Source organism: Lentilactobacillus sp. TOM.63 (genome assembly GCF_030361045.1).
In the GTDB taxonomy this organism is placed as follows: domain Bacteria; phylum Bacillota; class Bacilli; order Lactobacillales; family Lactobacillaceae; genus Lentilactobacillus; species Lentilactobacillus dabitei.
Genome location: NZ_JAUCAP010000171.1, coordinates 1 through 1116 on the forward strand (window position 1 = coordinate 1; position 1116 = coordinate 1116).

The window sequence follows — 1116 nt, forward strand, 5'->3', positions numbered from 1 at the left end:
GACTCCGCCGCCAGGCTCATCTTCCGTGAAGGCAACTTTGGCCAAATTGTCTTCCACTTTTTGCGCATCGGTGACCACGTGTCGTTGGTCATCAACCGCCCAGTCGCCGGGAATGGGTTGATTGTTTTTGGCGAGCACTTGAATCTTTCCACTGGAAACAATCGAGGTCGCCCCATCGAAGACAAAGGGATGGGGGTCAGCCGGGAAAGTAAAGGCGAAGGCATTGGAACCCAAGAAGGCCTCAGTCGCGTTGGTTGGAACAACTAATGGGCGCGTGTTGGTCAAGGCAATCCCAATTAATCCTTGCTTAGCGGCTAAGCGGGCATAGTAGCCGGCCGTTCCGAAATGATTGGAGTTGCGGATAACAGCCAGCGAAATCCCCAATTTCTTGGTTTTGTCGATTAAGCTGTTCATTGCAAATGCTGAGGCAATCTGACCCATGTTTTTATTGGCATCGATCAGTAGGCTGGTCGGCGTTTCCTTTAGGACTTTCACTTTGTTTTTGGGTTCAATAATGTGTTCTTTGATCATGCTGGTGTACCAAGCCAACCGTTGAATCCCATGGGACGAAATGCCCCGTAAATCCGCATCAACTAATGTGTCGGCAAGTAGGGCGCCATCATGTTCTGAAAACCCGTCTGTTGCAAATACCTTTTCTAAAAATGTTTTTTCTGCTGATGAACTTATTCTCATCAGATCCGCTCCCTTTCAAATGAAGATTGATTTTCATTAGACGCAAAAAATCCCTGAACAAAAATAATTGTCCAGGGACGAATTTAGTCGTGGTGCCACCCAAAGTTTGTGATTCAACTTACGCTGAATCACCTCAAAAATACAATCAAAAAGATCATATTCTGGGGGATATCGACCCCTCAACGTGTCTAAAGCTTTCACTTTCGACAAGACTCCGAGCTCATCTTCACCGATTGGTTTAGCCTGCATTTTCAGCATTCAGCAGTCTCTGTTTGGTAAGCCAACCAGTTACTCTTCTCATTAACATCTCATGTTTAATTAACCTGAGAATAGGCCATGCCAGATCTTTTGTCAATAGCTGATTGTTCGCCGTCACTGATTTAGTCAGTGATCGATCCGCAGTTTCTCGTCATCCCGAGATTA

1 protein-coding gene is annotated in these 1116 nt (G+C 46.0%); it reads right to left on the bottom strand.

The genetic code is table 11. The features are described from left to right. The coding region (locus tag QUF07_RS13980) for an Ldh family oxidoreductase (protein WP_289428195.1) at nucleotides 1-693 on the bottom strand (693 nt) is incomplete at its 3' end. Nucleotides 694-1116 lie beyond the last annotated feature (423 nt).